This is a genomic window from Aquitalea aquatica (assembly GCF_013911085.1).
GTDB classification, from domain to species: domain Bacteria; phylum Pseudomonadota; class Gammaproteobacteria; order Burkholderiales; family Chromobacteriaceae; genus Aquitalea; species Aquitalea aquatica.
In genome coordinates, this window is sequence record NZ_JACERN010000010.1 from 1 (window position 1) to 26,712 (window position 26,712).

Consider the following 26,712-nt stretch of genomic DNA (forward strand, 5'->3'; position numbering starts at 1 on the left):
GACCACTCAGGTTGGCGCTGCTGGCCGTCCAGTTGCCGCTGCCATCAACGGTAGCGGTAGTGCTAGCGGTATGGCCCTGGCTATCAGTGAAGGTGACAGTGACGGTCTGGCCGGCCTCCACACCAGAGGTGCTGCCACTGACTACCACGTCACCACTTTCGGTCTTGTTGTAGACGTGATCGTTACCAGCACCATTAGTACCAATGCTGATGCTGGCGGCGGTGTTGAGGCTTTCGCCCGGCTGGCCACTGCCGGTATCGGTGTTGGCGGTGGCGGTGTTGCCGGCCTTGTCGCTGACACTGGCGCTGACACTGATGCTGCCATCCGTCAGGCCGGACAGGTTGGCCGGGTTGGCCGTCCAGTTGCCGTTGCCATCAACGGTAGCGGTGGTGGTGGCGGTATGGCCCTGGCTGTCAGTGAAGGTAACGGTGACGGTCTGGCCGGCTTCCACGCTGCCAGTGCTGCCACTGATGACGACGGCGCCGCTTTCAGCCTTGTTGTAAACGTGATCGCCACCCGAGCCATCGTTGCCGATGGTGATGGTGGCGGTGGTGTCCTTGCTGTCGCTGATGCTGGCACTGGCACTATTACCGGCCACGCTGGTGACGTCGGCTTTGACGGTGACGCTGCCATCCACCAGACCACTCAGGTTGGCGCTGCTGGCCGTCCAGTTGCCGCTGCCATCAACGGTAGCGGTAGTGCTAGCGGTATGGCCCTGGCTATCAGTGAAGGTGACAGTGACGGTCTGGCCGGCCTCCACACCAGATGTGCTGCCGCTGACTACCACGTCACCACTTTCGGTCTTGTTGTAGACGTGATCGTTACCAGCACCATCGGTACCAATACTGATGCTGGCGGCGGTGTTGAGGCTTTCGCCCGGCTGGCCACTGCCGGTATCGGTGTTGGCGGTGGCGGTGTTACCGGCCTTGTCGCTGACGCTGGCACTGACACTGATGCTGCCATCCGTCAGGCCGGACAGGTTGGCCGGGTTGGCCGTCCAGTTGCCGTTGCCATCAACGGTAGCGGTGGTGGTAGCGGTATGGCCTTGGCTGTCGGTGAAGGTGACAGTAACGGTCTGGCCGGCTTCCACGCTGCCGGTACTGCCGCTGACCACAACAGCCGTGCTTTCAGCCTTGTTGTAGATGTGATCGCCGCCCGAGCCATCGTTGCCGATAGTGATGGTGGCGCTCAGGTCGAGCTGGGCAGTGCTGCTGCCGCTGGCCGACGTATTGCCAGCCGGATCGGTGATGGTGGCAGTTACCGTCAGCGTAGCGCCATCGGCCGGTGCAGCCGGAGTGAGAACGACCTGACCCGCAGTGATTTCAGCAGCAGTCAGTACATGACCCGGCTGGGCCACGCCATTCAGGGTGACGTTCAGCGTGTCGCCAGCCTTGGCATCTGCCGGCAGGCCGATGTTCACCGTGTCGGTGGTCGCGCTGCCCTGCTCGGCCTTGTTGATGAAGCCGTCGTTGTTGGCATCGGTAGCGATGACCACAGTCGGTGCCGACGGCGCGGTGGTGTCCAGCTTGGCGCTGTCACTGGCGCTGGCCGAGGTATTACCTGCCACGTCAGTGATGGTAGCGGCCACCGTCAGCGTGCCACCTTCGGCCGGAGCGGTCGGAGTGAGGACGACCTGGCCTGCAGTAATTTCAGCTGCAGTCAGCACGTGACCCGGCTGGGCCACGCCATTGAGGGTGACGTTCAGTGTGTCGCCAGCCTTGGCATCTGCCGGCAGGCCGATGTTCACCGTATCGGTGGTGGCGCTGCCCTGCTCGGCCTTGTTGATGAAGCCGTCGTTATTGGCATCGGTGGCGATGACCACGGTCGGGGCCGACGGGGCGGTGGTATCCAGACCCTCGCCCGGCTGGCCGCTGCCGGTATCGGTGTTGGCGGTGGCGGTGTTGCCGGCCTTGTCGCTGACGCTGGCGCTGACACTGATGCTGCCATCCGTCAGGCCGGACAGGTTGGCCGGGTTGGCCGTCCAGTTACCGTTGCCATCAACGGTAGCGGTGGTGGTGGCGGTATGGCCCTGGCTGTCGGTGAAGGTGACAGTAACGGTCTGGCCGGCTTCCACGCTGCCGGTACTGCCGCTGACCACAACAGCCGTGCTTTCAGCCTTGTTGTAGATGTGATCGCCGCCCGAGCCATCGTTGCCGATGGTGATGGTGGCGCTCAAGTCGAGCTGGGCAGTGCTGCTGCCGCTGGCCGACGTATTGCCAGCCGGATCGGTGATGGTGGCAGTTACCGTCAGCGTAGCGCCATCGGCCGGCGCTGCCGGAGTGAGAACAACCTGACCTGCAGTAATTTCAGCAGCAGTCAGCACATGACCTGGCTGCGCCACGCCATTGATGGTGACATTCAGCGTATCGCCCGCCTTGGCATCACTCGGCAGGCCGATGTTTACCGTATCGGTGGTGGAACTGCCTTGCTCGGTCTTGTTGATGAAGCCGTCGTGGTTGGTATCGGTGGCAATGCTTACCGTCGGCGCGCTCGGTGCCACGGTATCCAGCTTGCCACTGTCGTTACCCTGACCGGATGTGTTGCCTACGCCATCGGTCTGGGTGGCGGTGATGGTGACCGCTGCGTCCTGTGCCGGCGGGGTCATGCTGATGGTAACCGTGCCATTGCTGTAACTGCCGCTGACCGTGCCGTCGGCACCGGTCACGCTGCCATCGCTGTGTACCACCAGCGTGGTGATATGGCCGCCATCGTTGACCACGATGGTGGCGCTGCCGTTCTTGGCCAGATCGGCGGCATCCAGCTTGACGGTGGCTTCCACCTTGCCATTGACCAGATCACCAGCACCAATCACGCCGTTGGGATCATTATGTTCGGTGATGGTTACCGTCGGCGTTGCCGGCGGTGTGGTATCGATGATCGCAGTACCGGTAGCGCTGGCGGAAGAACCGGCCGCATTGGTGCTGGTGGCAATCAGGGTGTCGGTCCCATCCGGCAGCGGCGACGACGGCGTCAAATTCCAGTTGCCGTCACTGCCCACGACTGCGCTGCCAATCACGGTGCCGGCAGCATTGCTCACCACGACGGTCAGGCCGGGAATGCCGGTACCGTGAATGGTGGGGGTGGCATTATTGGTGGCGCTGATATTGTCGATGGATACGCTGATGGGCGTAGCAGCGGCAACTGCTTGCACAGGCGTGGTGCTGAAAGTGTCGCCCTGTACGGTGGGTACAAGGACTTCCGTCGTGGCGTTACTGTCCAGGCTGAGGCTGTTGAGGGTTTCGCTGATGCGCATCAGACGGACAAAGCCGTGGCTGCCTTCATCAGTAGCGCCGCCAGCATTCAAACCGGCAGCAGCGGAGTCGAGCTGTGCCAGCGGGTCCTGCCCGTTTTCCAGGGCGGCCAATACTTGTTGTGCTTCCGGGGCCAGCTTGGCTACGGCCGCCTCGCTCTTGTCGGTGCTTTGCGGTGTCAGGGTTTCGTCAGTCAGTGCCAGATCACGCGGGCCATCCACCGTGATGCTGTCCCCCCCGGCGCGGGATACGGTCAGTGTGGCGCCATCCAGCAGCACGACATGCTCGCCCGGCTGAATGATGTCGCCCGCCTTCAGGATGCGCTCGTGCCCTTGGGCATCGATGACTTTGACAACACCGTGGATGGCAACAACCTGACCTTGGATCGCGGGGGCATTCATAACTGACTCCTGAAGACGCAATAAGTATTGCGCCCAGATTAGTCAGGCGGCTGGGAAAAACCTATTGTACTGAAGGGCAATTTCCTAATTATTTTCAGAAACTTCCTGACATCGTTTAAAAACAAAGCCGCAGTACCAAGCAGGCACTACGGCTTTGCACGCTGAGCAGGGGGAAGACTAGCCGCCGGTCAGCTTCAGCAGCAGCTGCAGCCGGTCTTCTACCCCGAATTTCTGGAATACCGATGTCAGGTGTGCCTTGACCGTGCGCTCGGAAATATCCAGCAAGCGGGCAATCTCCTTATTGGCCTTGCCCTGGCGCAGCGCCTCTACCACCGCCAGCTCGCGTTCGGACAACTTGGCTGCCAATGGCGAGGTTGGCGTCGCAGGCAGACGGCTGCCAAAGCGGGCGCACAACTGCTGCATGATGCTGCGGCCCACCCAGGTACCACCAGCGGCTACCGTCTCGAACATCTGCAGTAGCAGGTCACCCGTGCTCATGGCATGGGCATAGCCCACCGCGCCACATTGCAGCCAGTACAAGCCTTCTGCATCGCTGGGCTGCGAGGACAGCGCCAGCACCCGGCAATGTCGGCAGGCCTGGACGATGTCCTGCTCCACCACGTTTTGCTGGGCCAGATCTACCAGCACCAGGCTGTCGGCCGCCACGGCATGGTGGTTGAGCGCCGCCAGATCAGCCAGGCGCAAGGCATCTTGCAGGCCCAGGCTGTCGGCCCAGTAGTCGGCCAGCGCCGGGCTGGCGGTAATCAGGATCACACTGTTGCTCATCGTTCGGTCAAAGCCTCTGCCTTGGCGCGCAGCACCGGTTTCAACAGGTAGGAAAGAATGCTCTTCTTACCAGTCATGATATCCACCTGGGCCACCATGCCCGGAATAATGGGCAGGTGCTTCTCGCCCAGCGCGCCCTGCTTGGTACGCACCTTGACGATATAAAAGGCATTGCCCTTGTCATCAGTCACCGTATCGGCACCAATTTCCTGCAGGCTGCCCTCCATACCACCGTAAACGGTGTAGTCATAGGCGGTAAAGCGCACCATGGCGCGCTGACCTGGGCGCAGGAAGGCGATGTCACGTGGCGAAACCCGGGTTTCGATCATCAGCGAATCTTCCAGCGGGACAATTTCCAGAATGTCCTTGCCTGGCTGTACCACACCACCAATGGTGTTGACGAACAGGCGCTTGACCTCACCCTTTACCGGCGAACGCACCTCGGACAGCTTCACCTTGTCGGCCAGGCCAGAGCTACCGGCGGACAGGCTGTTGATCTTGCCCATGGTGTCGGACAGATCAGCACTGGCCTGATTGCGAAAATTCAGCTCCACTTCCTGAATCTTGTGGTTGGCTTCGCTGATGGCGGCCTGCAGCTTGGGAATCTGCGCTCCTGCCATATCGCGCTCCCCCAGATAACGCGACACATCGCGCTGCAGGCGTAGCAGGTCGACATCGGATACCGCACCAGATTCTTTCAGCGGCTTGGTAACAGCCAACTCGCGCTGGGTCAGCTGATAGCCTTGCTGCGCCTGTTCGTAGCGGGCGCGCACCTCGTTCAGCTCCTGTGAGCGCTGGGTCAGTTCCTGGCGGGCAATGGATACCGTGGCTTCCAGTTCGCGGCGCTTGGTCAGGTACAGATCCATTTCCTGCTTGGCCACATCCGGTGCCTGAGAGCTCACTTCCTTGGGCAGTTCGAACGGCACATTATTGGCAATGGCCCGCAAGCGCGCCGCCTTGCCCAGCAGGGACAGGTACTGCGCCTGGTTTTCGTTAAGCGAGGAAACAAAGCGAGTATTGTCGATATTCAGTAGCAGTTGGCCTTTTTGCACGATCTGGCCTTCCTTCACCAGAATCTTGGAGACCACGCCACCGTCCAGGCTCTGGATATGCTGGTTTTGCGAAACCGGCACCACCTTGCCCTCGCCACGGGCCACTTCATCAATCTGCGACAGACCGGCCCACAGCAACGCCACCACCAGCAAGCCCAGCATGGTCCAGACAAATACCCGTGGCCGCCCCGGGCTTTGCTCCAGAATGGCCCAATCGCCGTCGGTAGCAAAATCCAAGCGGTCTTGCAGGTCGCGCGCGGCGGCCCAGTCCATCAGTTTGTCCCAGTAGGGCGAGGTTTTATCCTGCCCGCGCTGAATCCAGCCTTGCAGCTTTTGCTTCCAGGTCGTTTTCATCAATTCGCCCTCCCTACCTGGCCCTGCTGCAATGCCTGAATCACCGCGGCTTTTTCGCCGTCGGCCACGATGGCACCGTTATCGATCACGATCAGCCGGTCTGCCAGGTCCAGCAAGGCATTGTGGTGGGTCACCATGATCATGGTCTTGCCGGCCATCACCTTCACCAGCGTCTGCTTGATCTGGTTTTCGGTGCTGTTGTCCATATTGCTGGTCGGCTCATCCATCAACAGAATGGGCGGTGCATTCAGCAGGGCTCGTGCGATGGTGACCGCCTTGCGCTGGCCGCCGGACAGCGAGTCGCCGCGCTCGCCGATAATCATGTCAAAACCCTGCGGATGGCCATTGATGAACTCGGCCAGGCCGGCCAGTTCGGCAGCGGCGGCAATGCTGGCATCGTGCGCATGCGGTGCACCCATGGCGATGTTCTGGCGCAAGGTGCCATAGAACAGCACAGAATCCTGCGGCACATAGCCGATATGGCGGCGCAATTCGGCTGGATCGATCTGGTTGATATCGATGCCGTCAACCCGTACCGAACCTTCCGTAGGCCGGAACAGGCCGAGAATCAGCTTTTGCAGGGTGGTCTTGCCGGAGCCGACACGGCCGATGATGGCCACCCGCTCACCCGCCTTGATCTTGAATGACACATTGCGCAAGGCCACTTGCGGATTGTCCGGGTAGCTGAAGGACACATTGCGGAACTCGATCTCACCTTTAAAACTGGTGCGATGGAAGAAGTTGGCATCCTGCTCGCGTTCCACCGGCATTTTCATGAAACCATCCAGCGAAGACAGCGAGGTCTTGGCATTGTGGTACTGGGTCAGCAGCCCCACCAGCTGGCCTAGCGGTGCCATGGCACGGCCAGACAACATCACCGCCGCAATCACCCCACCCTGCGAGGTATTGCCATCCATGATCTGGTACACCCCCAGCACCAGCATCACAATGGAAACCAGCTGGGTGATGAAGCCGGCAAAGGTATTGGCCGAGGTCGCCAGCAGCTTCAGCCGCGCACCCACCTGGGCCAGATACAAGGTGCCCTGCTCCCAGCGCCCTTGTTGCTGGCCTTCCGCCGCCAGGATCTTGATGGTTTCCAGGCCGGCCAGATTCTCCACCAGCTGCGCATTGCGCTGGGCCGAGGCACGCAGGGTGGCTTCGGTCAGCTCCTTCATCTTTTCCTGGATCAGCAAGGCAAACACGATCATCAGCACCCCACCCACTACCACCGGCAAGGTCAGCAGCGGCGACACCCACAGGATGGCCAGCAGGAAGATCAGCACGAAAGGCAGGTCGATCAGCGCGGTGATGGAGGCCGAGGCGATGAAATCGCGCACCGTTTCAAAGGCACGCAAATTGGACGAAAACGCCCCCACCGAGGCCGGCCGCGCTTCCATGCGGATACCCAGCACCCGTTCCATGATCAGGCTGGACAGCGTCACATCCACCCGTTTGCTGGCCAGATCAATCAGATAAGCGCGGGTCATCTTCAGCAGGAAGTCGAAAATCAGCGCCAAGAGGCCGCCAATGGCCAGTACCCATAGCGTTTCCGTCGCCATGTTTGGCACCACGCGGTCGTAGACATTCATCGACACCAATGGAATGACCAGCGCAAACAGGTTGATCAGCAAGGCGGCAATCATCGAATCGCGATACAGCGGCAGGCCGCCGTAAACCGTCTGCCAGAACCAGTGGCGCGAGCGGATTTCACCCAGCTCGGGCGCCCGCCGTTCAAAATTGAAGCGTGGCCGCACGAAAATAGCCAGACCGGCATATTTCTCCGCCAGATCAGCCAGCGGGATGCTGGTTTCCGCTTCGGTCAGCTCGGCAAAACTCACCCGCGCCATGCCGCTTTCGCGGTCGATGCCGCGCAGAATGCAGGCCTCGTCGCCGTGCAACAGCAGCACTGCCGGCAGCAGCTGCTCGCGCAGCTTGTCCAGCGGCTGGCGCACCACGCGCGAAGTCAGGCCGATGCGCCGCGCCGAGCGCGAAAACATCGAGGGATTCAGCCGGTTGTTGATCAGGGGAATACCGGCCACCAGCGATTCACGGGTGGCATTGATGCCATAGGAACGCGCCAGAGCGAACAGGCAATCCAGCAAGGGGTCCAGATGAGTTGCCTGCAGGGGAATGGAGCTATGTTGCGGTTCCGTGGAAGGGGAATGCATGCGCTGCCCTCACTATGCTTTTGTTGTTGGCGGCTGTTTAGCGGGTCGCCGTTAATGCCGACATTCTAATGGAAGCTTTTATATCGGCAAATTCTTTCAAATAATTAAAATAATTGATTAAAAAAACAAGAAAATTCTCTACAGACTTTCATCACTTTATTTAAATCCGCCGCTAAAAACAAAAACCTGCCATTAAAGACAGGTTTTCGATCAATTACCGCAGCAAGCACTCAATGTGCCGGGCGTTTGAAAGTACGGGCAAAACCCAGCACACAGGCAAAAAACAGTACGCTGATGGCCACCTCGCACAAGGCCAGCGTCTGCGACAGGCCATGGTCAGCCCAGCTGCGCATGATGCCTTCGGTGAAGAAAGCCAGGATGAACATGCTGGACCACTGATAGGTATACAGCCGCTCTTTCAGGATGCCCATCAGCGGGGCCAGCAGCACCACCGCTTTCAGTGCCAGAAACGAGCCACCCGGCCGCAGCGGTGCCAGCCACAGCTCCCAGGCCAGGGTCAGCAGAATCAGCGCCACCAGACTGGCGGTGGCTCCATAGTGAAACAGTTTGCGGTTCATTTTTCCTGATTTCCGGCGGGTTCGACCGACGCGGGACGCGCCATGAATGCCGCCATGATGATGCCTACTTCGTACAGCAACCACAGCGGCACCGCCAGCATGGTTTGCGACAAGACATCGGGGGGAGTCACCACCGCAGCCACCACGAAGGCGCCGACGATGACATAAGGCCGGCCCTCGCGCAGCTTGGCCACCGACACCACTCCCATGCGCACCAGCACGATGACGATGATGGGGACTTCAAAGGTGACGCCAAAGGCCAGGAACATGCCCATGACGAAGGACAAATACTTGTCGATGTCCGTCATCATGCTCACCCCGCTGGGCGTCATCATGGAAAAGAAGTGAAATGCCACCGGAAACACCAGGAAATAAGCAAAACTCATCCCCAGCAAAAACAGCAGCACGCTGGCCACCACCAAGGGCAGGATCAGCTTCTTTTCATGGCTGTACAGCCCCGGGGCCACAAAGGCCCAGATCTGATACAGGGTATTAGGCAGCGAGATGAGGAAGGCCACCAGCATGGTGAGCTTCATCGGCACGAAAAAGGTGGCGGTAACTTCGGTGGCGATCATGCTGCCGCCATTGGGCAGCGCATCCAGCAGCGGCTTGGCCAGCAGATGGTAGATGTCTCCAGACCAGTGAAACAGGCCGAGAAACACCAGCAGCAGGCCGAGAATCGCGCGCACCAGCCGTGTACGCAATTCCAGCAGGTGGACAAGCAGAGGTTGTTCGTTCATGCGTGAGGGCGGGATTCGGTAGCAGGCTGCGCAGCAGCCGGAGGAGGATCATCAAACAGGTCGAGCTGGTTTTCGTCGCGCGCTGGCGGTTCGGCCGCACTGTTTTCCACCACCAGGGCCGACGCCACGGCAGCCGGCGCGGCAGGTGCTTCTAGATCAAGCGCGCCGTGAATGCTGCGCTCGGCCTCCACAAATGGAGCGCTGGCCTCACCGGATAACTGTTGCAACTGGGCGGACTGCTCGGCCATCACCTGGCGCACGCCCTGCACTTCGCTTTCCATCTGCGACTTGAAGCTGTTGGCCGCATCCTGGATATCGTTGCGCAGGCCATCCAGCCCGCTCAGATTGGCCTGCTGATGGATGTCGGCCTTGACGCTGGCAACGAAACGCTGCGCCCGCGCCACCAGCGCACCCAGCGTACGGGCCACGGTGGGCAGCCGCTCCGGCCCCAGCACCACCAGGGCCACGATGCCGATCAGGAGGATCTCACCAAAACTGATATCGAACACGGCGCGCCCTGTGGGTTATTTCTTGTCGGATTCGTTGTCGATGATGCGGCCAGATTCGGCAGGCTTATCGGCCTTGTCGTTCTCGCCCTTCATGCCTTCCTTGAAGCCGCGCACCGCGCCGCCCAGGTCTTCACCCACGTTTTTCAGTTTTTTGGTGCCGAAAATCAGCACCACGATCAACAGCACCACCAGCCAGTGCCAGATACTGAAAGAACCCATTGCCACTTCCTTTCCAAATAGTCTGGCGCGCCGACAAGCGGCGCACCATCAAAACCGTTCAGCCCTTGTGGCCGAAAACATGCACATGCAGGTGGAACACTTCCTGGCCGCCGCCACGCCCGGTATTGATGCCGGTCTTGAAGCCGGCGCTCATGCCCTGCTCTGCTGCCAGCTTCGGCACCAGACCCATGATGCGGCCCAGCAAGGCTTCGTGCTCCGGGCCACAGTCGGCCAGCGAGGCCACATGCAACTTGGGAATGATCAGGAAATGCACCGGCGCAATCGGGCGGATGTCATGAAAGGCGACGACATCGGCGTCTTCGTAAATCTTGTTGCAAGGGATGTCCCCTGCGGCGATCTTGCAGAAAATGCAGTCACTCATTACTTGGTCCTGTACGAAGGGTTCAGGAAGGACGGGAGGCTTTTTCGTCGATGCCGGAAATGCCCTCGCGGCGATGCAGCTCCATCAGCACATCTTCCGGGCGCAGGCCATGATAAGCCAGCAAGACCATGGTGTGAAACCACAGGTCAGCCACTTCGCGCACCAGATGCAGCTTGTCCTTGTCCTTGGAGGCCATCAGGGTTTCGGCGGCTTCTTCTGCCACTTTTTTCAGAATGGCGTCTTCGCCCTTGTGAAACAGCGAGGCGACATAAGAGGACTGGGGGCTCGCTTCACGGCGGGCTTCCAGCGTATCGGCAACCGTCTTGAGCACATCGAAGGTCATGATGCTTCACCTTTGCATACTGGGAATTCGGCAAGTATAGGCCGATTCGGACATCGGCCGTTAGCGCTTGGCATGGGCTGCCATTGTAGCGGCCGTGGCTGAGCGCGGTTTGATGCGGCGCAACTCAATGCTTGTGCTGGTAGATGGCATCCGGGTCTTTGAGCACGGCATCCACCACCGTCCAGCCGCCCTGTTCAAAACGGCGATAGAAGCAGCTTTCGCGACCGGTATGGCAGGCAATGCCACCGGCTTGCTGGATCTGCATCACGATCACATCGCCGTCACAGTCCAGTCGCAGCTCCTGCACGGTTTGCAAGTGGCCGGACTCCTCACCCTTTTTCCACAGTTTCTGGCGCGAACGGCTCCAGTAGTGGGCAATGCCGGTGTCAGCGGTCAGTTGCAGGCTTTCCCGGTTCATCCAGGCCACCATCAGCACACGGCCAGTGGCACTGTCCTGGGCAATGGCGGTCACCAGGCCCTGGGCATCCCATTTGACTTCATCCAGCCAGTTGCTCATAGCCGCACCTCGATGCCCGCATCACGCATGGCCTCTTTGGCCTCGCGCACGGTGTATTCACTGAAGTGGAAAATGCTGGCGGCCAGCACGGCATCCGCCTTGCCCAGCTTCACACCATCCACCAGATGCTGCAGATTGCCCACGCCGCCAGAGGCAATCACCGGAATGCCCACCCCTTCGGACACGGCACGGGTCAGCGGCAGATTGAAGCCGATCTTGGTGCCGTCGCGGTCCATGCTGGTGAGCAGGATTTCCCCGGCACCGTATTCCTGCATTTTTTGCGCCCACTCGACTGCATCGATGCCGGTACGGTTGCGCCCGCCATGGGTAAACACTTCCCAGCGGTCGTTTTCCGGGGTCACCGCCTTGGCATCCACCGCCACCACGATGCACTGGCTGCCAAACTTGGCAGCAGCTTCTCGCACCAGATCCGGATTGGTCACGGCGGCGGTATTGATGCTCACCTTGTCAGCACCGGCATTGAGCAGGCGGCGGATGTCTTCCACCTTGCGCACGCCACCACCCACCGTCAGCGGGATGAACACCTGCTCGGCTACCGATTCGATCACATGCAGGATCAGATCACGGTCGTCAGAGCTGGCGGTAATGTCCAGGAAGGTAAGTTCGTCCGCACCCTGCTCGTTGTAGCGACGGGCGATTTCCACCGGGTCGCCGGCATCGCGCAGCCCGACAAAGTTGACGCCCTTGACGACGCGACCGGCAGTCACGTCCAGGCAGGGAATAATGCGTTTGGCCAGAGTCATGTTCACGACACAAAAAAAGCTTGGCCGAAGAGTCTTCGGCCAAGCTGGGGTTTAAGGCAGGATCAGGCCTCGGACAGTGAGTCGGCCAGCGTCTGTGCGGCAGCGAAATCAATGCTGCCCTCGTAGATGGCCCGTCCGGTGATGGCGCCTTCGATGCCTTCGTCTTCCACCGCGCACAGATTGCGCACATCATCCAGATTGGTCAGGCCGCCAGAGGCGATGACCGGGATGGTTAGTGCCTGTGCCAGCTTGACGGTGGCTTCGATATTGACGCCGTTCATCATGCCGTCGCGGCCGATGTCGGTGTAGATCACCGAATTGACGCCGTAGTCCTCGAAGCGCTTGGCCAGGTCAATCACATTGTGATTGGTGATCTTGGCCCAGCCATCGATGGCAACCATGCCATCCTTGGCATCCAGGCCGACAATCACCTGACCGGGGAAGGCATCGCAGGCATCATGCAGGAAACCGGGGGTTTTCACCGCCGCCGTCCCGATGATGACGTAGGACAGGCCCATGTCGAGGTATTTTTCGATGGTGTCCAGATCGCGAATGCCGCCACCCAGTTGAACCGGCATGTCATCGCCCACTTCCTGCAGGATGGAGCGGATGATGTTCAGGTTCTTGGGTTTGCCGGCAAAGGCACCGTTCAGGTCAACCAGATGCAGACGACGGGCTCCCTGGTCTCGCCAGTGAGTGGCCACCTTGACCGGATCGTCAGAAAACACGGTGGCATCGTCCATAACGCCTTGTTTCAGGCGTACGCATTGACCATCCTTGAGGTCGATAGCGGGTATAAGCAGCATGGTGCTAGATCAACGTAAGTTAAACACTGCCGTCCCATGCCAGGAAGTTCTTCATCATCTGAAGTCCGGCACGGTGGCTCTTTTCGGTATGAAATTGCGTCGCAAAGATATTGCCACGCCCGACGATACAGGAAAACCTGTCCGGGTACTCACTTTCCGCCAGCGTCAGCGCTGCATCAGCCGGGGCGAAATGGTAACTGTGGACAAAATAGAAACGCTCACCATCCTCGATCCCGGCAAACAGCGGATGGGATACAGTCTGGTAAACGCGGTTCCAGCCCATGTGCGGCACCTTCAGGCGCTCGCCAGCGGCGTCAGTCAGGTTAGCCGAAAAACGGACCACATTGCCCGGAAACAAGCCAAGTCCGGGCGTATCGCCTTCTTCACTGTGCTGGAAAAGCAACTGGGCACCCACGCAGATGCCAAAAAACGGCTTGGTCTGCGTGGTTTCACGTACGGCTTCGGCCAGACCGTAGCTGTTCAGCTCGCGCATGCAGTCCGGCATGGCACCCTGGCCGGGAAACACCACCTTGTCTGCCTTGACGATGGCTTCCGGGTCGCGGCTGAGGAAAATATCCGCCCCCGTCTCATTGACTGCCTGGATGGATTTCAGCACCGAGTGCAGATTGCCCATGCCATAGTCGATTACTGCGACTTTCATCATGCCCCTAACTGTTCAGGTGGAGATGGCCTGCGGCTCAGGCCGTCAGCGTACCCTTGGTGGACGGTGTGGCACCACCCATGCGTTCGTCCACTTCACAGGCCATGCGCAGTGCGCGGCCAAAGGCCTTGAAGATGGTTTCGGCCTGGTGATGGCTGTTCACACCGCGCAGATTGTCGATGTGCAGCGTCACCATGCTGTGGTTGACGAAGCCATGGAAAAACTCGGAGAACAGATCAACATCAAACTGGCCGATGCTGGCGCGGGTGTAATCGACGTTGTACACCAGGCCGGGGCGGCCGGAGAGGTCGATCACCACGCGGCTGAGCGCTTCGTCCAGCGGCACATAGGCATGGCCGTAACGGCGGATGCCTTTTTTGTCGCCAATGGCCTTGGCAAAAGCCTGGCCCAAGGTGATGCCGATGTCTTCCACTGTGTGGTGGGCATCGATGTGCAGGTCACCCTTGGCAACGATGTCCAGGTCGATCAGGCCGTGGCGGGCGATCTGGTCCATCATGTGGTCGAGAAAAGGCACGCCGGTATCGAAATGGCTGCGGCCATTACCATCCAGATTGATGGTGACGGTGATCTGGGTTTCCAGGGTATTGCGGGTAACGGATGCGGTTCTCATGATTTCAGGCAAAGTAGCGGTCCAGTGCGGCAAGCACGGCCGTGTTTTCTTCCGGGCTGCCCACAGTCAGGCGCAGGCAGTTGTCGAGCAGCGGGTGGCTGCCATGCAAGTTCTTGATCAGGATGCCATTTTTCTTCAGCCATGCAAACAGCTCACCGGCATCCGGCACCCGTAGCGTGATGAAATTGGCTTGCGAATCAAAAACGGTAGTCGCTGCAAACTGGCGCAGGGCCCGTAACAGGCGCTGGCGTTCGTCGCGCAGGGTTTGCGCCTGCTGCATGAACACGTCCAGGTGGCGCAGCGCGAAACGGGCAGCGGCCTGGGTCAGCACATTGATGTTGTAGGGCGGGCGGACCTTGTCCAGCTCTTCTATCCATTCGGCGCAGCCTGCGGCATAGCCCAGACGCAGGCCGGCCAGGCCGAGTTTGGACAGGGTGCGCATCACCAGCAGATTCGGCTGGCTACCCGCCAGCTCCATCAGACTGTCGCTGGCAAAGGCCTGATAGGCCTCATCCACCACCACCAGGCCCGGTGCGGCATCCAGCACGGCCAGCACTTGCTCGCGGGCGAACTGTGGGCCGGTAGGATTATTCGGGTAGGACAGAAACACCACCGCCGGCTGATGGCGGGCAATCGCCTCGAGCAGGGCCGGCAGATCAAGGCTGAAATCGGCATGCAGCGGCACACCCACATACTGCAGGCCGGAGAACAGCGCGTTCATGCGGTACATGACGAAGGATGGCTCCAGCGCCAGCATCACCGCACCGGGCCGGGCCAGCGCCTGGGCAATCAGGGTGATGATTTCGTCCGAGCCATTGCCCAAGAGCACACTGGCCGCGGCCGGAATAGCAAAAGCGGCCTTGAGTTCTTCCTTGAGGCCACCGCCATGCGGATCGGGATAGCGGTTGATGGCGACATCGGCCAGGCATTGCCCCAGTTCGGCGCGCAGTACGGCCGGCAAGGCGTACGGGTTCTCCATGGCGTCCAGCTTGAGCAGGCCGGCGGCGTCAGGTACATGGTAGGCCTTGATTCCGGTTATTTCCGGACGGACCAGTTGCTTGGCAGTCAATGTCATCACGATAGGGCGGTGGCGGTCATGGCGACCAGGCCAGCCATGCAGGTCAACAGGGGGCGTTGTCGGGACAACGCAGCAGGTGGCTATCCTACCGTGTTCGGCCGGTTTGGGCTACCCGGCATGCCACGCAGATCCTGCGGCGATAATGGCAGAAACAGGGCCAGACGCTGTCTGGCCCTGTTCGGAAGGGCTTAGCTTGATAGCCTCAGGACTCCAGGCGCAGCTCGGCAGCACGGGCGTGGGCGGTGAGGCCTTCGCCATGTGCCAGCACGCTGGCAATCTTACCCAGCTTCTGTGCTCCTGCCGCAGAAACGCGGATCAGACTGGAACGCTTCTGGAAGTCGTACACCCCCAGCGGGCTGGCAAAACGCGCGGTGCGACTGGTCGGCAACACGTGGTTTGGGCCGGCACAGTAGTCGCCCAGGCTTTCCGAGGTGAAACGGCCCATGAAGATGGCACCGGCGTGACGCAACAGCGGCAGTTGCTGTTCCGGCTCGCTCACCGACAATTCCAGATGCTCAGGCGCAATGTAGTTGGCAATCTCGCAGGCTTCGGCCAGATCACGCACCTGGATCAGCGCGCCACGGTTGCCCAGGCTGGCTTCAATGATGGCGCGGCGCGGCATGGTCGGCAGCAGCTTTTCGATGCTGGCTTCCACTTCGGCAATGTATTCGGCCGACGGGCACAGCAGGATGGCCTGGGCGATTTCGTCGTGCTCGGCCTGGCTGAACAGGTCCATGGCAATCCAGTCGGCCGGGGTGTTGCCATCACAAATCACCAGGATTTCGGAGGGGCCGGCCACCATGTCGATACCCACCACGCCGAACACGCGGCGCTTGGCGGCAGCCACATAGGCATTGCCCGGCCCGGTGATCTTGTCCACCTGCGGAATGGTGGCCGTGCCATAAGCCAGCGCGGCCACGGCCTGCGCGCCACCACAGGTGAACACCTTGTCCACACCGGCGATGAAGGCGGCAGCCAACACCAGATCATTGCGCTCACCCTGCGGGGTGGGCACCACCATGATGATTTCAGCGACACCCGCCACCTTAGCCGGCATGGCATTCATCAGCACCGAGCTGGGATAGGCGGCCTTGCCGCCCGGCACATAGATGCCGACGCGGTCCAGCGGCGTCACCTGCTGCCCCAGCAGCGTGCCGTCTTCGTCTTCGTAGCTCCAGGAGTGGGCCAGCTGCTTTTCGTGGTAGCGGCGCACGCGTTCGGCAGCGGCGCTCAGTGCCTGTTGCACCTCGGCCGGCAAACGGTGCCAGGCGGCTTCCAGCTGTTCGCGCGACAAGGTGAGATCAGCCATGGAGGCTGCCTGCATGCGGTCAAAGCGGTTGGTGTATTCCAGCACGGCGGCATCGCCACGTGTTTTGACATCATCACAGATGGCGGCCACGGCGCTATCCACCGCCGGGTCCTGCGCGGTTTCAAAAGCCAGCAGGGCTTGCAATTGCTGCTGGAAATCAGCTTGGGTAGAAGACAGTTTCAGCATGGGATTCCGTTCCTGCCTTATGCCGGCACGGCAGAGACAAAGGCATCCAGCACTGGCTGGATGCGGTCGTATTTGAGTTTGAGCGCAGCCTGGTTCACCACCAGCCGCGAGCTGATGTCGATGATGTGTTCGACCGCCACCAGATTGTTGGCGCGCAACGTGCCACCGGTGGACACCAGATCGACGATGGCATCGGCCAGACCGACCAGCGGTGCCAGCTCCATCGAGCCATACAGCTTGATGATGTCCACATGCACGCCCTTGGCGGCAAAATGCTCGCGCGCGATCTTGGGATACTTGGTGGCGATTTTCAGCCGGGCACCCTGGCGCACGGCGTTCTGGTAGTCGAAGCCGTTTTCCACCGCCACCATCATCTTGCACTTGGCAATATTCAGGTCCAGCGGCTGGTACAGGCCATCGCCACCGTGTTCGATCAGCACATCGCGGCCGGCAATGCCCAGATCGGCAGCGCCGTACTGTACATAGGTGGGGACATCCGAGGCTCTTACAATCACCAGCCGCACATCTGCATGATTGGTCTCGATGATGAGCTTGCGCGAGGATTCCGGATCTTCCGCCGGAACGATGCCGGCGGCGGCCAGCAGGGGCAGGGTTTCTTCAAAGATGCGCCCTTTGGACAGGGCAATAGTCAGGGTCATGATATTAAGCAGGCAATAGGGAAAAGAAGAGAAACCATCATCAGCCGACCAGGGCGCGCCGTTCGCGCTCCAGCTGGCCGACATAACGCTGCACCAGCGTTTCCGACGACGGAGTCATATTGAGAAAGGCGCAACCGGCACGGACGGCTTCATTGCCGTTGCGCAGCTGGGTAGTCAGGCGGTGGCGGATTTCGATACCCACCCGCAAGCTGCCCAGCGGTTTCAATTCGAATGAACAATTCTGGTATTTCTGGCCCAGATCAAAACCGGGCGCATGTGGTGCCGGCAGCCACAGGCTGCAGCCCCCCAGGCTGATGTCGAACAGCACCAGATCCAGCGGCCGGCCAGGATAATCGGCCACATGGCAGCTAACCGGATTGCTGACCGGGGTCTGGATGCGGAAAAACTCGCGCCGTTGCAGCTTGATCACCTGCTCGGGCAGGTCCACCTCGAAAGCCGGGCCGCTATCCAGCATCACCTTGCGGGCGGCGGTGGTGACAAACTGGGTCTTTACCCCGTCTGGCGAGCAGACAAACACATTGCGTTCGCTGGCGAGCAGTTGTTCATTGGTGGCCGGATCCGCACCCCAGTCCAGCAACAGCACACCACGCTTGGCATCCACCTCCAGAAAGCGGGTGAGAATGAAGGTTTTTCCCTTGTTGGAAAATACCGTCACCATATGCCCGGACCTGGCGATAGACGCCAGATGATGCACGACCTCAACCGGGGTGGCCAGGATATACCTGGTCAGATCGGGCTGGGCATGGTTGCTGTGCAGCATACCGGGGTTGTTGTCTTCGCTCACGATGGGCGCTTCTTTCCGCAGTCAAAGTTGGGTGATTGCCTGAATTCTAGCGTAACAGCTGACGAATATCATGAGTCAGGCTGTCTGCCGGCGTGGCATAAGCCTCATAAACCCGTAATTTTCCGCTTTTGTCGAACAGATAAGAGCCGGCACTGTGGTCTACCGTGTAAGCGCCACCCGGCACCGCCACTTTCTGTGCCACCACCTTGTAGGCCGACTTGACCTGCTCGATCTGCGCCGCGCTGCCGGTCAGGCCGACAAAACGGGGGTCGAAGTGCGGCACATAGCCGGCCAGTACCGCCGTGGTATCGCGTTCCGGGTCGACCGTGACAAACAGGACCTGCACCTTGTCAGCGTCCGGCCCCAGTTTCTTCATGACTGTGGCGTATTCCAGCATGGTGGTGGGGCAGACATCCGGACAATGGGTATAGCCGAAGAACAGCGCGACCACCTTGCCAGAGAAGTCAGACAGCTTGCGCGGCTGGCCCAGGTGGTCGGTCAGGCTGAAATCGCCGCCCAGCTGGGTATCGCTCATATCCGTGCCGTTGAGATCCAGCTTGGGGGCCGCTGGCGGCGCGCAGGCAGTCAGTGCGGCAAACAGAATGAACAGGGAGAGCAAACGTAGCAGATGGCGCATCAGGAAACCGGTAGCAGACAATAATGATCGGACAACATCGCGGCAAACAGCCAGGTCAGATACCAGATCGACCAGGAAAAGGTGCGGCGAGCCAAGGCGTCAGCATACTGACGATGCAGTTGCACAGCAAGAAACAAGAAGCGTCCGTCCAGTGCCAGGGCGGCCAGCAGATACAGCCAGCCGGCCACGCCCAGCGCCACCGGCAACAGGGTGACGGCGGTCAGCAGCAGGGTGTACAGCAGAATGGACAAGGTGGTGAAATCCTGGCCATGCGTCAGCGGCAGCATGGGCAGGCCGGCGCGGGCATAGTCGGCACGCCGGTATAGCGCCAGCGCCCAGAAATGCGGCGGCGTCCAAGTGTAGATGATCAGCAGCAGCAACAGCGCATGCGGGCTGACCTGCCCGGTCATCGCCGTCCAGCCCAGCAGTGGCGGCATGGCCCCGCTGATGCCGCCGATGACGATGTTTTGCGGGGTGTACGGTTTCAGCAGCAGGGTATACACCAGCGCATAGCCCAGCAGGGTGGCCAGCGTCAGCCAGGCGGTCAGCGCATTGACCCAGCCCCACAGCAGCAGCATGCCAACAGCGCCCAGCAGCACCGCCAGCAGCAGGGTTTCGCCGCGCCCGGCGCTGCCCCGCGCCGTGGCACGCCAGGCGGTACGCAGCATGCGGGCATCCAGCGCACGCTCCAGCAGGCAGTTGAGCATCGCCGCCGCGCCGGCCATCAGCGCAATACCCAGGGTGGCCGGCAATAACAGCCGCAGCGCCGGCAACGCTGGCTGCGACAGCAACATGCCGATCACGGCGCAGAACACGATCAGCGCCACCACGCGCGGCTTGGCCAGTTGCAACATGGCCAGCGCATGCGCATAGCCGGCTTGCAGTCTCACACTGGCAGACATGGCCTGCTTCCCTCTCGCCCGTTTTCCTGCCGGCGCGACAACATGCCACCGCGCCAGGGCTGGACTGGACTGCTGCGGCTCTGCCAGCCCAGCCAGTGCTGACGCAAGGGCCGATAAGCGGCCGGCACCTGCAGCCGGCACAGCAGCATGCAGCTGCTCGCCAGCAGCAGCATGGCCCCGGCATGGTGGGCCAGCGCCAAGGGCAAGGGGTGCAGCCACAGCACATTGGCCACGCCCAGCATAGGCTGCAGCAAGCCTACCGCCAGCAGCAACAGCAATTGACGACGCAGACCGGGTATCGACCACAAACGCCAGTACAGCAGGCCGAGCACCAGCATCACCACCAGCGCACCCAGTCGGTGCAGCCAGTGCATGGCTACCAGGCTGGCCATGGGTAAGGCTCCGCTTTGCAATACAAAAGCGTCAGCCAGAGATGATGGCCACCAACTGCCGTTGCAGCTGGGAAAACCCTGGCAGGCCAGCGCCGCCTGATGGGACGACACCCAGCCGCCCAAAGCAATCTGCCCGGCCACCGATAACAGCAACAGCCAGGCCAGCCTGCGCTGGCCAGCCCTCACCCGCACGCCCGGCCAGCGGCTGCCAGCTGCCTGCCACAGCAACAAGGCCAGCAGGCTCATGCCCAATAGCAGATGGGCGGTGACCACCAGCGGCTGCAGGCGCATGGTGACCGTCAACATGCCCAATACTGCCTGCAAGGCCAAAAAAAGCAGCAGCAGGCCGGCGATACGCCGCTGCCGGCCGCTGCACCAGGCTTGCAGCGCCTGCCACAGGATCAACAAGCCCAAACTGCCCGCCAGATAGCGATGCAGCATTTCCTTCCAGGCCTTGTCCGGGCTGACCGGGCCATCCGGCTGCAGCTGCATGGCCTGCTCGATGGCCGCGGCGGCATGCGCCGGACTGAGCCGGCCATAGCAACCCGGCCAATCCGGACAGCCGAGGCCGGCATCCGACAAACGCACATACGCCCCCAGCGGCAGGACCACACAGGCCAGCAACAGGGCCAGCCAGGCCAGTTTTTTCATTGCGGCCTCCTTGCCAGCGCGCAACGCCGGCAGCTGCACGGCATCATCCCAAGCCGTTGTTAACCTTCATCAGTTGTTGCACTTCCTTGATGATCTTGTCCGGACGCAGTGCATCCGGGTAAAACAGCACCTGGTTGCCCAGCGGGTCGATCAGGTAAAAACCGTCGGCTCGGGCCGGTAACCGGTCGCTCGCCACCGCCAGCTGCACAAAGCCCTCTGCCGCAGCCGGTGCGGCGGCGCTGTACAACAGCACCCGACGCAAGCGGCCGGCAGCTTCGCCCTGGGCCAGATGAATCTGTCGCATGGTGAACAGACGCTGCTGGCAGGCCTGCTCGCAACGCCCCTGAAACTGCCCGGCCAGCACCCAGCGCTTACCGGGCCAGTCCGCCCGGCTGGCAGCGGCAAAGGGCTGGGTCGGCAGCAATTCTCCAGCGCTGTTGCCCCCTGCCGGCGGCCAGTAGCGATAACTGAACCAAGCCGCCAGCAGCGGCAGCAGACAGAGCAGCAAGATCAGCAGCAACACCAGCCGGCTGTAGCGTCCCGGGTTCATCGCGGTCTTCCTCTCCATTGCCATGGCCGCAGCAATAGCAGCAGGCATAGCGCCAGCACCGCCCATTGCAGGGCATAGGCAAAATGTCGCTGCGCCGACAGGGGTGGCTGCAACGGCCACGGCTGCAAACCGGGCAGCGCGGGCTGCAACACCAGCATGCCCTGGCGCCAGCGGCCCGGATACACCTGCGGCAAGCTGGCCACGGCAACCTCATCCACCCGGCCGGCAATGCCCGACCGCGCGCCGGGCAAGGTCCAGCGCCCATGCCACGGCAGCCATTGCCCACTGAATAGCAGTGGCAGCGGCAAGGAGGGCTGCGGGCGGGAATCAGCCAGCCAACCCAGGTCGAGTAGCAGCATGCTGTCATCTGCCAGCCGCACCGGCAGCAGCAGCCTGGCCCCCGGCTGCTCGTCCCGCAGGCTGTTGCCCAGCTGGATCACCGCCCCCAGCGGGCGGGCCCCTGCCACGCTGCGGCGGGAATAGTCCGGAGCCTGGGTCAGCGGCATCGCAGACCACGACTGCGCCGGCTGACTGGCTGCCCGTGCCAGCGCCTGTTCACGCTGCCATGCGTCCATGCCGCGCAACACCTGCCAGCAGGCCAATACAAAAGGTAACAACACACATAGCAACAGAAGCCCACGATTGCGCTTTTTGCCACTAGACTGAAAGCATGTTTTTGCAGGCGCAGCAGCACCGGGGGGCTCAGCCATGAAAATCGTCATCGTCTTTTTGCTTGCCTGCATCGTGCTGGCCCTGTTCTGGGGGCTATCGGGCCTGCTCAAGGCCGAGTCCGGCTCACAGCGGCTGATCCGTTCGCTGACCCTGCGGCTTGGCTTGTCCATTGGTCTGTTCATCCTGCTGTTGCTGGGGGTGCTGTTTGGCTGGTGGCGGCCGCATCAGCCCAGCTAGGCTGGCTGCGGCTACAGGCAGTAGACGAAGACAAACAGCAGCAGCCACACCACATCGACAAAATGCCAATACCAGGCAGCCGCCTCGAAAGCGAAATGGTGTTGCTGGTCGAAGTGCCCGCGCAGCACCCGCAACCACACCACCAGCAGGATGGCACTGCCCAGCAAGACATGCAGACCATGCAGGCCGGTCAGCATGTAGAAGGTCATGCCGTAGCCCCCGGCCGATAATGTCAGCTGCTGTGCCGTCCAGGCATGGTGGTATTCGATGGCCTGCAAACAGAGAAAACCCAGCCCCAGCACAATGGTGATGAGCAGGCCCAGCTTCAGCTGTGCCCGTCGCCCCAGTAGCAGGCCCCAGTGCGCCCAGGTCAGGCTGACCGCGGAAGATAGCAGGATCAGCGTATTGAGCGCCGGCAGCCCCCAGGCTTCCATGGCCTGATACGCTGGCCCCGCTGCCGGGGCGGTCTGCAATGGCCAACTGGCGGAAAAATCCGGATACAGCAATTTGTAATCCAGGCTGCCCAGCGTCGGCAGTGCCACCTGGCGCACCCAGAACAGTGCGGCGAAGAATGCGCCAAACAGCATGACTTCGGAAAAAATGAACCAGCCCATGCCCCAGCGGAAGGACAGCGCCTCCTGCCCGTGATAGCGGCCACCCACGCTCTCGCCGATGACATCGCCAAACCAGCCGAACAACATGCGCAGCAGGATCAGCCCACCCAGCGCCAATACCCACCAGCCCAGCAGCATGCCGTTGACGGCGAAAGCCGCCCCCAGTCCCAGGCAGAACAATGCCACCGCCCCCAGCACCGGCCAGTGCGATGGTGCGGGGACAAAATAATGTGCCTGCCCATGCTCATCCAGTAGCGCCATGATGTTCTCCTCAATGGCTGATCCAGTTCACCAGTAGCAGCAGCGCGCAGATCAGCGCCAGCACCAGCAACAAGGCAGTGGCAATCAGCTGCAGCGGCCGCAAACGCCCGTCTTGCTGTGCCGCCTGCTGACGGCGGATGCCGGCAAACGCCGCCAGTACCGCCAGCACACCACGCCACCAGCTCATGGCCTGCCCTCCCCCTGCGGTACATCGAACACGCTGTACGACAGGGTGATGCTGTCTATTGCTGCCGGCAGCGTCCGGTCTATCACCAGCACCACCGGGAAACGCCGTGTCTCACCCGGCAGAAACACTTGCTGGCGAAAACAGAAGCACTCCAGCTTCTTGACATAAGCCGCCGCTTCGGCCGGCAAATAACGCGGAATCGCCTGCCCCACCACCTGCTGCCGGCTGTTATTGCGCAGCTCGTACTGCAGCTGGATGAACTGCCCGGTTTTCACCTGCAGCCGCGACTGCAGCGGCCTTACCTGCCAGGGCAGGCCCGGCTGCACCATGGCATCCAGTTGCAGCACCACCGGCCGTGCCGCGACCTGCGCCCCATCCCTGCCCGGCATGGCATCGGCCACCACCACCCGGTTCAGACCGGTCACCTCGCAAATCACCCGGTACAGCGGCACCAGCCCCCAGGCAAAACCGAACATCAGCAACACCAGCAGCAGCAACCTACGCAACAAGGTGAGATTGGCTGCCCGCATACCGCTGGCCATGGCTGTCTCCCGCGCTAGCCGTGCTTGCCGCCCTGCATGGCGACCACCACGCCGTTTTCTGCCACGTCCAGCTGTGGAGCCTCGCTGAAGCTGTGATACGGCGCGGGCGTGGGCAGCCGCCACTCCAGGGTATTGCCCCCCTCCCACGGCTGCTGGGCAGCCGTTTTGCCATGACTCAGCGAGTACAGGATGTTCACCAGGAAAATCAGCTGGCCCAGGCCGAACATGAAGGCACCGACGCTGGCGATCTGGTTGAACTGGGTAAATTGCAGTGCGTAGTCGGGAATGCGCCGAGGCATGCCGGCCAGGCCAAGAAAATGCATGGGAAAGAAGGTGACGTTGAACCACAGCAGCGACCACCAGAAATGCAGCTGGCCCAGCCGCTCCACATACATGCGTCCGGTCATCTTGGGAAACCAGTAATACACGGCGGAAAACAGGCTGAACAGGGCTCCGGCCACCAGCACGTAATGAAAATGCGCCACCACGTAATAGCTGCCATGCAGCTGCACATCTACCGCAGCCACGCTCAGCGTCACCCCGGACAGCCCGCCAATGGTGAACAGCAGGATGAAGCCGATGGCAAACAGCATGGGGGTTTCAAAGCTCATGCTGCCCTCCCACATGGTGGCTATCCAGTTGAATACCTTCACCCCGGTGGGCACGGCGATCAGCATGGTGGCGTACATGAAAAACAGCTGGGCGGTAGCCGGCATGCCGGTGACAAACATGTGGTGCGCCCACACCATGAAGGACAGCACGCCGATGGAGCTGGTGGCATACACCATGGAGGTGTAGCCAAACAGCGGCTTGCGGGCAAAGGTGGGAATCACCTGGCTGACAATGCCGAAGGCCGGCAAGGCCATGATGTAGACCTCGGGATGGCCGAAAAACCAGAACACATGCTGGTAGAGGATGGGATCGCCCCCGCCGGCCGCATTGAAAAAATGCGTGCCGAAGTGGCGATCGGTCAGCACCATGGTGACCGCACCGGCCAGCACCGGCATGACGGCGATGATGAGGTAGGCGGTGATCAGGCTGGCCCAGGCAAACATCGGCATCTTCATCATGCCCATGCCGGGCGCCCGCAGATTGATGATGGTGACCACGATATTGATGGCCCCCATGATGGAGCTGACCCCCAGGATGTGGATGGCAAAAATGGTCAGATCCATGCCCATGCCCAGTTGCACCGACAAGGGCGCGTACAGCGTCCAACCAGCCGCCGCCGCACCGCCAGGCACTACAAAGGACAGCAGCAGCAGGGCCATGGCCGGTGGCAACAGCCAGAAGCTCCAGTTATTCATGCGGGCAAACGCCATGTCCGGCGCGCCTATCATCAGCGGCAGCATCCAGTTGGCCAGGCCGGTAAAGGCCGGCATGATGGCGCCGAACACCATGATCAGCCCATGCAGGGTGGTGAGCTGGTTGAACAACTCCGGCTGGAAAAACTGCAGGCCGGGGCGAAACAGCTCGGCCCGTATGCACAGGGCCAGTACACCGCCCACCAGAAACATGCAGAAGGCAAACCACAGATACAGCGAACCGATGTCCTTGTGATTGGTGGCAAACAGCCAGCGCCGCCAGCCATGTGGCCGGTGCGACTGCTGCGGTACTGCGGCAAGACCGGCAATAGCCATGCTGCCCTCCTCAGGATGCGGCACCGGTACGGGCGGCCCTGATCTCGGCCGGCTGCACCAGTTGCCCGGTGTGATTGCCCCAGGCATTGCGCTCGTAGCTGATGACCGCCGCGATGTCGGTATCGGACAATTGCTTGCCCCAGGCCTGCATCGCGGGGTTTTTCTGGCTGCCATTGAGCACGATATTGATATGGCCGGCCTTGTCGCCATTGACTACGGGCGAACCATCCAGCGCCGGGAAACTGCCGGGGATGCCCTTGCCGTTTGCCTGATGGCAGGGAATGCAGTTCTGGCCATACACCTTCTCGCCACGCTCGCGCAGTGCCGCCAGCGTCCATACCCGCGCCGGGTCGTCAGCACTGGCTGCCGCCTGCTTCAGCCGCGCAGCGCGCCAGTGTTCATAGTCCTCCGGGCTACGCGCATCCACCACAATGGGCATGAAGCCGTGATCCTTGCCACACAGCTCGGAACACTGGCCGCGATAAATGCCGGGCCTGTCCACCATGAACCAGGCATCACGCAGAAAACCGGGGATGGCATCCTGCTTGATGCCCAGCTGCGGCACCCACCAGGAGTGGATGACATCGTTGGCAGTCAGCAGCAGCCGCACCTTGCGCCCGGTAGGCACCACCAGCGGCTCATCCACCTCCAGCAGATAATTCACCGGCTTGGCCACCGTACCGGCGATGGCGGCAGCCGGCGTAGCTAGGTGGCTCATGAAGCCGAAATTGTCATCGAGATAGTCGTAGCGCCACTTCCACTGATAGCCGGTGATCTTGATGGTCAGCTCCTCGCCACGCGTGCTTTTCTGGTTCAGCACGGCCTGGGTTGCCGGCCAGGCAATCAGCAGCAGGATCAGCAGCGGGATGATCGTCCAGATGATTTCCACCGTGGTGTTCTCGTGGAAGAGCTTGGCCGCGTGGCCGGCCGATTTGCGATGACGCACGATGGCATACAACATGACGGCCAGTACCAGCAGGAAGATGCCACCGGTCACCAGCAGCAGCATGCTGTGCAGATCGTATTCCAGCCTGGCAAGCGAGGTGGCGGGGGCTTGCAGATTAATGGCCGCGACCTGGGCCTGTATGGCTGTGCTGGCGAACAAACTGCTGGCGGCGGTACTGCCCAGCATGTACCGGCAGGACATGGTCCCCCCTCTCTGGCCAGCCGGCTGCGATACTGGCCTTTCAAGTGCTGACAATAACAATCATCAGCAACTGCTTGAAAT

Annotated in this window: 30 protein-coding genes; 1 reads left to right on the forward strand and 29 read right to left on the reverse strand. The window is 61.2% G+C overall.

Annotated features, from left to right (window positions below; genetic code table 11):
* The 24 genes from H2Z84_RS02815 to H2Z84_RS02930 all read right to left on the reverse strand — a co-directional run.
* A partial coding sequence (locus H2Z84_RS02815) for a retention module-containing protein (RefSeq protein WP_181834641.1) occupies nucleotides 1-3,652 on the reverse strand: 3,652 nt, incomplete at its 3' end.
* 177 nt (nucleotides 3,653-3,829) lie between these two features.
* Nucleotides 3,830-4,438 carry a helix-turn-helix transcriptional regulator gene (locus H2Z84_RS02820; protein WP_181834642.1) on the reverse strand — a complete coding sequence of 203 codons (609 nt, stop codon included), beginning with the start codon at nucleotides 4,436-4,438 and terminating at the stop codon, nucleotides 3,830-3,832.
* Nucleotides 4,435-5,844, reverse strand: coding sequence for an HlyD family type I secretion periplasmic adaptor subunit (locus tag H2Z84_RS02825; RefSeq protein ID WP_181834643.1), 1,410 nt, complete (start codon nucleotides 5,842-5,844; stop codon nucleotides 4,435-4,437). Before H2Z84_RS02825 ends, H2Z84_RS02820 begins: the two co-directional genes overlap by 4 nt.
* Complete coding sequence (locus H2Z84_RS02830; RefSeq protein WP_181834644.1) at nucleotides 5,844-8,012, reverse strand: type I secretion system permease/ATPase; 2,169 nt, start codon at nucleotides 8,010-8,012, stop codon at nucleotides 5,844-5,846. The genes H2Z84_RS02825 and H2Z84_RS02830 overlap by 1 nt, the downstream gene beginning before the upstream one ends.
* Nucleotides 8,013-8,242: 230 nt before the next feature.
* Complete coding sequence (locus H2Z84_RS02835; RefSeq protein WP_103524727.1) at nucleotides 8,243-8,590, reverse strand: DUF2069 domain-containing protein; 348 nt, start codon at nucleotides 8,588-8,590, stop codon at nucleotides 8,243-8,245.
* Complete coding sequence (gene tatC / locus H2Z84_RS02840) at nucleotides 8,587-9,330, reverse strand: twin-arginine translocase subunit TatC (protein WP_181834645.1); 744 nt, start codon at nucleotides 9,328-9,330, stop codon at nucleotides 8,587-8,589. Before tatC ends, H2Z84_RS02835 begins: the two co-directional genes overlap by 4 nt.
* Nucleotides 9,327-9,839 carry a Sec-independent protein translocase protein TatB gene (tatB, locus tag H2Z84_RS21575; RefSeq protein ID WP_181834646.1) on the reverse strand — a complete coding sequence of 171 codons (513 nt, stop codon included), beginning with the start codon at nucleotides 9,837-9,839 and terminating at the stop codon, nucleotides 9,327-9,329. Before tatB ends, tatC begins: the two co-directional genes overlap by 4 nt.
* 15 nt (nucleotides 9,840-9,854) lie before the next feature.
* The gene (gene tatA / locus H2Z84_RS02850) at nucleotides 9,855-10,058 is read right to left on the reverse strand and encodes a Sec-independent protein translocase subunit TatA (RefSeq protein ID WP_181834647.1); all 204 of its coding nucleotides are present in this window, start codon (nucleotides 10,056-10,058) and stop codon (nucleotides 9,855-9,857) included.
* A gap of 58 nt (nucleotides 10,059-10,116) precedes the next feature.
* Entirely contained in the window at nucleotides 10,117-10,440 is a 324-nt protein-coding gene (locus tag H2Z84_RS02855; RefSeq protein ID WP_059286604.1) for a histidine triad nucleotide-binding protein, read from the reverse strand.
* Nucleotides 10,441-10,462: 22 nt separating this feature from the next.
* Complete coding sequence (locus tag H2Z84_RS02860; RefSeq protein WP_103524731.1) at nucleotides 10,463-10,783, reverse strand: phosphoribosyl-ATP diphosphatase; 321 nt, start codon at nucleotides 10,781-10,783, stop codon at nucleotides 10,463-10,465.
* 124 nt (nucleotides 10,784-10,907) lie between these two features.
* Complete coding sequence (hisI, locus tag H2Z84_RS02865; protein ID WP_103524732.1) at nucleotides 10,908-11,300, reverse strand: phosphoribosyl-AMP cyclohydrolase; 393 nt, start codon at nucleotides 11,298-11,300, stop codon at nucleotides 10,908-10,910.
* On the reverse strand, nucleotides 11,297-12,064 hold the full coding sequence (gene hisF, locus H2Z84_RS02870) for an imidazole glycerol phosphate synthase subunit HisF (protein WP_103524733.1): 768 nt from the start codon (nucleotides 12,062-12,064) through the stop codon (nucleotides 11,297-11,299). The genes hisI and hisF overlap by 4 nt, the downstream gene beginning before the upstream one ends.
* A 62-nt stretch (nucleotides 12,065-12,126) precedes the next feature.
* Entirely contained in the window at nucleotides 12,127-12,870 is a 744-nt protein-coding gene (gene hisA / locus H2Z84_RS02875; RefSeq protein ID WP_181834648.1) for a 1-(5-phosphoribosyl)-5-[(5-phosphoribosylamino)methylideneamino]imidazole-4-carboxamide isomerase, read from the reverse strand.
* 19 nt (nucleotides 12,871-12,889) lie between these two features.
* Complete coding sequence (gene hisH / locus H2Z84_RS02880; RefSeq protein WP_124644159.1) at nucleotides 12,890-13,531, reverse strand: imidazole glycerol phosphate synthase subunit HisH; 642 nt, start codon at nucleotides 13,529-13,531, stop codon at nucleotides 12,890-12,892.
* Between the two features lie 37 nt (nucleotides 13,532-13,568).
* Entirely contained in the window at nucleotides 13,569-14,162 is a 594-nt protein-coding gene (gene hisB / locus H2Z84_RS02885) for an imidazoleglycerol-phosphate dehydratase HisB (protein ID WP_103524837.1), read from the reverse strand.
* Nucleotides 14,163-14,166: 4 nt separating this feature from the next.
* Nucleotides 14,167-15,237 carry a histidinol-phosphate transaminase gene (gene hisC / locus H2Z84_RS02890; protein ID WP_181834745.1) on the reverse strand — a complete coding sequence of 357 codons (1,071 nt, stop codon included), beginning with the start codon at nucleotides 15,235-15,237 and terminating at the stop codon, nucleotides 14,167-14,169.
* A 205-nt stretch (nucleotides 15,238-15,442) separates the two neighbouring features.
* Nucleotides 15,443-16,735 (reverse strand): histidinol dehydrogenase, encoded by a 1,293-nt coding sequence (hisD, locus tag H2Z84_RS02895; protein ID WP_181834649.1) that lies wholly within the window; start codon nucleotides 16,733-16,735, stop codon nucleotides 15,443-15,445.
* Between the two features lie 17 nt (nucleotides 16,736-16,752).
* A complete protein-coding gene (gene hisG / locus H2Z84_RS02900) occupies nucleotides 16,753-17,394 on the reverse strand; it encodes an ATP phosphoribosyltransferase (RefSeq protein WP_181834650.1) in 642 nt (213 codons plus the stop codon).
* A gap of 40 nt (nucleotides 17,395-17,434) precedes the next feature.
* Complete coding sequence (locus H2Z84_RS02905) at nucleotides 17,435-18,199, reverse strand: flagellar brake protein (RefSeq protein WP_309545428.1); 765 nt, start codon at nucleotides 18,197-18,199, stop codon at nucleotides 17,435-17,437.
* A gap of 46 nt (nucleotides 18,200-18,245) precedes the next feature.
* Complete coding sequence (locus H2Z84_RS02910) at nucleotides 18,246-18,836, reverse strand: SCO family protein (protein ID WP_181834651.1); 591 nt, start codon at nucleotides 18,834-18,836, stop codon at nucleotides 18,246-18,248.
* Nucleotides 18,836-19,738 carry a heme o synthase gene (gene cyoE / locus H2Z84_RS02915; protein WP_181834652.1) on the reverse strand — a complete coding sequence of 301 codons (903 nt, stop codon included), beginning with the start codon at nucleotides 19,736-19,738 and terminating at the stop codon, nucleotides 18,836-18,838. Before cyoE ends, H2Z84_RS02910 begins: the two co-directional genes overlap by 1 nt.
* Entirely contained in the window at nucleotides 19,723-20,781 is a 1,059-nt protein-coding gene (locus tag H2Z84_RS02920) for a COX15/CtaA family protein (RefSeq protein ID WP_181834653.1), read from the reverse strand. Before H2Z84_RS02920 ends, cyoE begins: the two co-directional genes overlap by 16 nt.
* A gap of 43 nt (nucleotides 20,782-20,824) precedes the next feature.
* Nucleotides 20,825-21,331: a redox-active disulfide-containing membrane protein gene (locus H2Z84_RS02925; protein ID WP_181834654.1), complete on the reverse strand. Its 507-nt coding sequence runs from the start codon at nucleotides 21,329-21,331 to the stop codon at nucleotides 20,825-20,827.
* Nucleotides 21,328-22,074 carry an SURF1 family cytochrome oxidase biogenesis protein gene (locus tag H2Z84_RS02930; protein WP_309545429.1) on the reverse strand — a complete coding sequence of 249 codons (747 nt, stop codon included), beginning with the start codon at nucleotides 22,072-22,074 and terminating at the stop codon, nucleotides 21,328-21,330. The genes H2Z84_RS02925 and H2Z84_RS02930 overlap by 4 nt, the downstream gene beginning before the upstream one ends.
* Here H2Z84_RS02930 and H2Z84_RS02935 point away from each other — a divergent pair.
* A complete protein-coding gene (locus tag H2Z84_RS02935; RefSeq protein ID WP_059284703.1) occupies nucleotides 22,040-22,240 on the forward strand; it encodes a DUF2909 family protein in 201 nt (66 codons plus the stop codon). The genes H2Z84_RS02930 and H2Z84_RS02935 overlap by 35 nt on opposite strands.
* Nucleotides 22,241-22,251: 11 nt before the next feature.
* Here H2Z84_RS02935 and H2Z84_RS02940 read toward each other — a convergent pair whose 3' ends face one another.
* From H2Z84_RS02940 to coxB, 5 genes are read right to left on the reverse strand one after another with little or no spacing between them, the layout of a single operon-like run.
* Nucleotides 22,252-23,115 carry a cytochrome c oxidase subunit 3 gene (locus H2Z84_RS02940; RefSeq protein ID WP_103524743.1) on the reverse strand — a complete coding sequence of 288 codons (864 nt, stop codon included), beginning with the start codon at nucleotides 23,113-23,115 and terminating at the stop codon, nucleotides 22,252-22,254.
* A 10-nt stretch (nucleotides 23,116-23,125) separates the two neighbouring features.
* A complete protein-coding gene (locus H2Z84_RS02945) occupies nucleotides 23,126-23,302 on the reverse strand; it encodes a DUF2970 domain-containing protein (protein WP_103524744.1) in 177 nt (58 codons plus the stop codon).
* The gene (locus tag H2Z84_RS02950; RefSeq protein WP_181834656.1) at nucleotides 23,299-23,844 is read right to left on the reverse strand and encodes a cytochrome c oxidase assembly protein; all 546 of its coding nucleotides are present in this window, start codon (nucleotides 23,842-23,844) and stop codon (nucleotides 23,299-23,301) included. The genes H2Z84_RS02945 and H2Z84_RS02950 overlap by 4 nt, the downstream gene beginning before the upstream one ends.
* A 14-nt stretch (nucleotides 23,845-23,858) precedes the next feature.
* The gene (gene ctaD, locus H2Z84_RS02955; protein WP_181834657.1) at nucleotides 23,859-25,484 is read right to left on the reverse strand and encodes a cytochrome c oxidase subunit I; all 1,626 of its coding nucleotides are present in this window, start codon (nucleotides 25,482-25,484) and stop codon (nucleotides 23,859-23,861) included.
* Nucleotides 25,485-25,494: 10 nt separating this feature from the next.
* On the reverse strand, nucleotides 25,495-26,631 hold the full coding sequence (gene coxB, locus H2Z84_RS02960) for a cytochrome c oxidase subunit II (RefSeq protein WP_258869270.1): 1,137 nt from the start codon (nucleotides 26,629-26,631) through the stop codon (nucleotides 25,495-25,497).
* Nucleotides 26,632-26,712 lie beyond the last annotated feature (81 nt).